This window comes from Helicobacter sp. MIT 03-1616, assembly GCF_000765685.2.
GTDB lineage: Bacteria > Campylobacterota > Campylobacteria > Campylobacterales > Helicobacteraceae > Helicobacter_C > Helicobacter_C typhlonius.
Genome location: NZ_JROY02000018.1, coordinates 1 through 6,938, shown reverse-complemented (window position 1 = coordinate 6,938; position 6,938 = coordinate 1). Strand labels below are relative to the sequence as shown.

9 protein-coding genes are annotated in these 6,938 nt (G+C 33.6%); all 9 read left to right on the top strand.

Annotated features, from left to right (window positions below; all coding sequences use genetic code 11):
- The coding region (locus LS67_RS09230) for a type IV secretory system conjugative DNA transfer family protein (RefSeq protein ID WP_138109716.1) at positions 1–1,394 on the top strand (1,394 nt) is incomplete at its 5' end.
- A gap of 150 nt (positions 1,395–1,544) precedes the next feature.
- Positions 1,545–1,673: a hypothetical protein gene (locus LS67_RS10150; RefSeq protein WP_268902987.1), complete on the top strand. Its 129-nt coding sequence runs from the start codon at positions 1,545–1,547 to the stop codon at positions 1,671–1,673.
- 23 nt (positions 1,674–1,696) lie between these two features.
- Complete coding sequence (locus tag LS67_RS09225) at positions 1,697–2,434, top strand: ArdC-like ssDNA-binding domain-containing protein (protein WP_034328444.1); 738 nt, start codon at positions 1,697–1,699, stop codon at positions 2,432–2,434.
- Positions 2,435–2,475: 41 nt separating this feature from the next.
- A complete protein-coding gene (locus LS67_RS09685) occupies positions 2,476–2,631 on the top strand; it encodes a hypothetical protein (protein WP_161594494.1) in 156 nt (51 codons plus the stop codon).
- Positions 2,621–3,610, top strand: coding sequence for an ArdC family protein (locus tag LS67_RS09220; protein ID WP_052057403.1), 990 nt, complete (start codon positions 2,621–2,623; stop codon positions 3,608–3,610). Before LS67_RS09685 ends, LS67_RS09220 begins: the two co-directional genes overlap by 11 nt.
- Entirely contained in the window at positions 3,607–4,140 is a 534-nt protein-coding gene (locus tag LS67_RS09215) for a thermonuclease family protein (protein WP_138092086.1), read from the top strand. The genes LS67_RS09220 and LS67_RS09215 overlap by 4 nt, the downstream gene beginning before the upstream one ends.
- The gene (locus LS67_RS09210; protein WP_034328503.1) at positions 4,137–6,113 is read left to right on the top strand and encodes a type IA DNA topoisomerase; all 1,977 of its coding nucleotides are present in this window, start codon (positions 4,137–4,139) and stop codon (positions 6,111–6,113) included. Before LS67_RS09215 ends, LS67_RS09210 begins: the two co-directional genes overlap by 4 nt.
- Positions 6,110–6,550, top strand: coding sequence for a single-stranded DNA-binding protein (locus LS67_RS09205; protein ID WP_052057530.1), 441 nt, complete (start codon positions 6,110–6,112; stop codon positions 6,548–6,550). The genes LS67_RS09210 and LS67_RS09205 overlap by 4 nt, the downstream gene beginning before the upstream one ends.
- A gap of 113 nt (positions 6,551–6,663) precedes the next feature.
- A complete protein-coding gene (locus tag LS67_RS09200) occupies positions 6,664–6,846 on the top strand; it encodes a hypothetical protein (RefSeq protein WP_034328502.1) in 183 nt (60 codons plus the stop codon).
- Positions 6,847–6,938: the final 92 nt, after the last annotated feature.

Genomic DNA, 6,938 nt, shown 5'->3' with positions numbered 1-6,938 from the left:
CTATTCCTAATCTCTTGTCTTTACCACAAAGTTGCGTGGTGCTAGACATCAAAGGGGAGCTTTATCAAAAAACAGCAGGATACAGACAGCAAAAGCTTGATAATAAAGTTTTGCTTTTCTCCCCTTTTAGTGATGAAAATACAATGTTTTTTAATCCATTTGACAATAAAGTGATTAAAGATATGAATTTTGTGCAAATGAAAAAACTTGCCGACCAAATAGCAGGGACAATTTTTGTAGGAGAAAAAGGAAAAGAAAACGACCATTGGGTTGTTTCAGCTAAAACAATGTTTAGCTTCTTTGCTCTGTATAATATGGAGAAATTTAAACACACTACACTTGCAGACCTCGCACAAGCTCCAAAAAAAGATTATTACAATGAGCTACAAGGTGAATTTTTAGAAATGTGTCAAATACAAAATGAAGAAACAGGAGAAATTGAGAGAAACCCTAAAGAAGATACACTTAAAGCCTTTTTCTTGCAAGTATCAAATGACGAATCTTTGAATGATATTGTGCGAAATCAAGCAAGACAATATAGCACTGCGGCTCAAAATGAATTTGCAAGTATTAAATCAACCTATGATACCTTTATGGCAGTCTTTAGTAATCCTCAAGTCGCTAAAGCAGTATCAAAGATGAGCTTTAACTATGAGGATTTAAGAGAAGAGCATATCACAATGTATATTGTTATACAAACTGAAGATATGGATATTCTAGCTCCACTTATACGCATTCTCTTAGAATCTATGTGTAAAAAGCTTATGACAAACGAAAATAGCGACCCTAACAAGTTTATTTACCTTATCCTTGATGAGTTTGTGCGTTTTGGAAAAATGCCATTTTTACTTGAAATGCCTGCACTTTGCAGAAGCTTTGGGCTTGTGCCACTCTATATTACTCAAAGCTATGAGCAAATTAAAAAGTATTATGGCGAAGATGATTTAAGAATTATTAGAGCCAATGTAGCTTATCAAGTTGTCTTTAGAATGAATAGTTTTGAAGACGCAGAAACTCTAAGCAAGATGATAGGAGACTTCACACGAGAAAAAGTAAGCACCTCTAAAGGAAACTTAGATTTACTTAAACATAATGTATCTACAAATGCAGAGGGCTATAAACTCATAACCGCGCAAGATATTCTAAGTAATCCCATTGATAAAATCTATATCCTTGTAGGAGGATTCTTAAACCGACCCATTAAAGCAGATGTAAATTTTTGGTTTAAGGTAAAAGAATGGGAGGGAGCAGACAAGATAGCCTACATACCACCAAATGACGAGGCACAAACATCAACAGAGCAAAACTCACAAGAAGAACAAATAACGAAAGAGGAGACAGAATCTAATCAAAATAACTATACCTATGGTTTTAGAAGTTTTAAGGGCTATTAAACAAAGTCCAAATATCTACTCTACCCCCGAACAAAGAGTAAGTATTTGGGCTTTGTGAATTAGAGCGCAAAGCCTACTCATAGCTCAATCTCTTTTAATGTCAAAAGATGAGTTTAGAGCTATGAGATTCTTATACTTAAGGAGTTGCTTATGGAAAATGAAGTGCTCATACCAAATGAGCAAATCGTTATCAGCCAAGAGGAAGCTCAAGAATTGCTACAAAGCGGCTTGAGTCAAGAACAAGATTTAGATATGCAAGAAACAGACGAGCAAGACTAAAATATACATCACAAGGAGAAAAAATGTCAGCACAACCAAAAAAATGGGCAGAATACACCCACGAGGAAAGAAGAGAAAGCTTCAATAATTATGCTAAATACAACATAATTCAAGCTATTAAGTCTCAAACTGCACCTTGGCTTAAAGCAAAAAGTGCAGAAGAGATACAAGCCACACGACCATTTAACGCCCAAACAGGTAAAGCATACGAAGGACTAAATGCCATACTTTTAGAATCTCAACAGAATGCTAAAGGCTATCAAAATGGAGCTTGGATTACAGCAAAACAGGCAAATTTCTTGGGAGCAAGGCTTACAAGCGAACAGCTCAAACAAATGGAAGGCGTAAAAATTTCTTATATCAAAACAAAGGAAGCCACAAAAATATGCGACAAAGATGGCAAACCGCTTGTAAAAACCTATGTAGGCAAAGATGGCAAAACAAAAATCAATCCTAAGACAAATGAGCCATACTACGATTTTGTGTATGATATTAAAGAGTTGCCAAAGCCTATATTAGAGACCACAACACTTTATCATACTTCACAAATCCCAAGTCTTAATCAAGATAAGCTCAAAAATCTTATCTCAAGAGAACCACAAGAAGTATCTCCACATATTCTAAAAAATATAGGCTTAACTGAATACACAGAAAAGCAAATAAATAATTATCTTAAAGCTCAAGCAGGACACGAAAAATATGTTCCGCTTCAAAAGGCAAAACCTCAAGAGAAAGCCCAAGATAAAAGCAAAGAAAGATAATCTCCCTTTACAAGGGGGAGATATTACACAAAGGAAAGACAATGAATAAGCCAAATATAGCAAATTTCTTAGGAATAAACCAAGAACAAGAAACGATACAAGAAAAATACGAAATCGTAGAAAGTATTACTCAAGAAGATTTAAAAGAATATGAATATCTCCTTCAAAAAGAAGAGGAAAAAGAAAATGAGCAATAGCATTTTGGAAAAAATAGCACAAGAGCTTGAAGAGAACATTGTAAGAGAACTTGAAAAAGGCACTGCACCTTGGATAAAGCCTTGGATAAATGAAGGCATTATGCCATATAATCCATACACAGGCACAATTTATAAAGGTTGCAATGCCTTAAGACTTATGCTTAATAAATACGAGGAACTTAGATATTTGACTTTTAATCAAGTCAAAGAATTAGGAGGATATGTAAAGAAGGGAGAGAAAGCAAGTTGTGTGCTTTTTGTAGGAAAAAGACAGATAGATAAAAACCAAGAAACAAAAGGTTTAATTTTTGAAGATAATGAGGGGAACTTATGGCAAAAAGTCTTTAAAGCATATTCTATGTTTAATATTTCACAATGCAACAATATAGATATGGAAAAGCTCAAAGAACATCAAAAGAAAAATAATCTCTCTTTTGAAACAAAACCAAGAAATAGATTTGAAAAGAATCCTTTTATAGAGCAGATTCTAGCAAATTCTAACATTCAAATTATACATACAAAACAAGACAAAGCCTATTATGAAGTTTCAAATGATAAAATCGTATTACCACCAAAAGAAAATTTCATTAATAACGAACAATACTACTCCACTGCTTTACACGAGTTAGGACACGCAACAGGACATCAAAATAGGCTCAATAGAGATTTAAATCATTCCTTTGGAAGCGAAGGTTATGCAAGAGAAGAGTTAAGAGCAGAGCTTTATTCTTTTTTACAAGCTATGGAGCTTGGCATTGATTATAATTTAAAAAATCACGCTTCTTATATGGATAGTTGGCTTAAAGTGCTTAAAGATGATAAAAGTGAAATTTCAAAGGCTATTAAAGATTCCGTCAAAATGGTGAGTTTTGTAAAAGAGCATTGGTATCCTACAAAAGAACAAATCATAACTAAAAACAAGCAAATAAAGAATATTTATAAGGATTCCCAAAAAATACAACAAGGAAAAGAAAGATGAATAATATAAGCCACAAAACATCTAAGCTTATATTATTGATAAGCTTAGGTATTCTAGGATTTATTATTAGCCAATTTAGCAATTTTAATCTTACCTATCTTATGCCAAGTAAAGAAGTGCAAGGAAGTATTATTAAGGTTTATGATGGCGATACTCTAACAATACTTCATAATGGAGAGAAGTTCAAAGTAAGGCTTTATGGCATTGATGCACCAGAATCTAACCAAAGCTATGGCAAAGAGGCTACATCTCATCTTTTAACTCTTTGCCCCATAGGAAGTAATGCCACACTTAAAATCAAAGATAAAGATAAATACAACAGAATTGTAGCCATAGTCTTTTGCAATGATATTGATGTCAATGCAAACTTAGTAGAAAATGGTTTTGCTTGGGCTTATAAAGAATATTCTAATGCTTACACTCATTTAGAAATAAAAGCAAGATTAGCTCATAAAGGCTTATGGAAAGATTCTAATCCTATAAAACCGAGTGTGTTTAGGAAGCAAGAAAAACTTAAGGAGATAAAATGAAATTACAAGATTCTATTATTATCATAGAAGCACCAAATAAATGTGAAAAGATAGAGAAGTTTAGCGGAGCTAAAGTTTTTGCGACAAAAGGACATTTTAAATCATTACCTTTAGAAAATTACATAAATTGGGATACTTATGAGCCATATTATGAATTTTCTAACACAGAGCGCAAAAAGGCAATGGATTATATATTTTCTGCCTGTCGTGGCAAAGATGTATATATAGCCACCGACCCAGATAGAGAAGGATATGCCATAGGATATATGTTTTATGAAGTCATTAAAAACATAGCAAAAAGTGTCAAAAGAGCAGAGTTCTTTGAGATTACACAAAGTGGTATCAATAAAGGCATAGAATCCGCAGTGAGTTTTGAAAACACAAATAAAAATCTCTATGAAGCCTTTAAGGCAAGAAGTGTGGGCGATAGACTATGTGGCTTTATTCTTTCTCCAAAACTTATGAAAGCATTAGGAGAGAGAGGGAATGTAAGTGTAGGTAGAGTGCAAACCCCAGCTCTTTATCAAATTGTAACAAGAGAAATAGAAATAGAAAACTTTGAGAAGCTAGATTCTAGCAAGAAAATAGATTATAGAGTTATTGCAAATGCCACCATACAGGATAAAAAAGTAGAATTAAAAAACCAATCTCTTTTTGCCACAAAAGAAGAGGCACAAGATTTTCTCAATGCCATTATTGATACACAAGAAGCGATAGTATCAAAAAAAGAATGCAAAGAGACTAAGAGCAGCCCTAATAAACCATTTCAAGCAGCCACCCTTATACAAAAGGCAAATATTGCTTTTGGATTTAGTAGTGAAACAACGATGAATCTCGCGCAAAACCTCTATGAAAAAGGACTGATTACTTATCACAGAACAGACGCAGAAAACTTAAGCCTAGAATTTATTACAGAAGTGGAATCTATGTTTGGCAAAGAGGAATGGTATCAAAGAAGAGAATACAAAGCAGGTGCTCAAAGTCAAGCAGAAGCTCACGAAGCTACAAGAATTACTCACTGCCATAAATTTGAAGATATAGAAACGATGATACAAGATGAAAATCTCACAAAAAATCATCAAGAGCTATACACTCTTATATATCTTAACTCCATTCTTTCACAAGCAAAAGACGCCATATACGAAAGCCTAAACTTTGAAGCTAATATTAAGGGAAGAATATTTAATCTTAGAGCAACTAAGCTCATCTATAATGGATTTAAGGGCGTTTTTAAACAATTAGATGAAGAAGAAAACCAAGAAGAAGTAAGCTTAGATTCTACACTTGAGCTTAAAGAGGGAGACAAAATCAATATACAATCTTTTGAAATAAAAGATGTAAAGAAAAAAGCTCCAAGTCGCTTTAAAGAAAGTGATTTTATTCCCCTTTTACAAAAGTTAGGTATAGGCAGACCAAGCACTTATGCCTCTTTTGTGCCTACTCTACTGAAAAGGGAGTTTATAGAGATAATAACCAAAGGCAAGAAACAAGAGCTTAAAGCTACAAGCAAAGGCAAAAGAGCCATAGAAAGCTTGAAGCAAAGCGATGAGTGGATTACTCAACACGAATTTACTAAGGCAATGGAAGAAGTGTTAGATTCTATTACTCAAGGACAATCACAATATTTAGACTTTATTAAGCCCCTACACGAAAAATTAGGTTTTGAAAGAATGGAAACACAAAGCAAAGCTCCAACAGAAAATCAAATCAAACTTGCTAAAGATTTAGCAACACAAATGAATGTAGAAATGCCACAAGAAGTATTAGATTCTATGAAAGTGTGTAGCGATTTTATAGAATCTATGAAAAAGAAATTGCCACCAAAACCACCCAGCCAAAAACAAATAGACTTAGCTCTCAAGCTTTCAAAAGAAAAAGGCTTAGAGCTACCAAAAAATTATGAGTTTGATTATAAAATCTGCTCAAGTTTCATAGACAAAGCTTTTAAATCAAAACCAAAGGAGAAAAAATGAATAGCATAAATATCAGCGGAAACCTCATTAGAAATGCGGAAATTAAGTATATAGGCAAAAACAATACACCTTGTGTAGAATTTGTCATTGCTAAGAATCATAAGTTTAAAAATGAAAGAGGTAATACAGAGGAGCAAGTTATGTTCTTTGAAGTAGTGCTATTTGGACAATTTGGAGAAAGAATCTTGCAGTTTCTAAACAAGGGAAAAAAAGTCTATATACAAGGAGAATTACGCCAAGAAGCGTGGGAGTATGAGGGCAAAAAATATGCTCGAGTGAAAATAATAGCAAATCGGGTATATTTAGAGGGACAAGACAAACACAAGAATCAGGCTAAAGACACTCAAAGTATAGAAAGCCAAACAAATGGTGCAGTAGTTGAAGAAAACTTAGATGTGAAAACCATAGACATCACAGATGAAGACATACCATTTTAATCACTTAAGAGAGCTTTTATTGATGTGGATTCTGTGCCAATCAATTGCCTGTGTCGCTTTAAAATTTTGTGGTAGAATACCACAATCTAAAACACTAAAAAGGAGACAAAGCTATGGCTAAAGATAAAGCAAAAGACGATAAGTTTTTTAACACTCAAGAGAAACACGAGATAGATTATGTGGTAAATCAGTATCCACAAAAAGATAGAGAAAAAATAAAACAATTACTAAAGAATGGAGAATGTGGCGAATACCAACCACACGATGAAATTTATAAATGCTTACAAAAGCGGTAGGGGGAGATGAATCGCGAGAATCCTCACTAAAGCCTTTCTTTCCCCTTTTTAAAAGTCTCATTTTTAGCTTACTAGGGTAAAACAACGCGTTG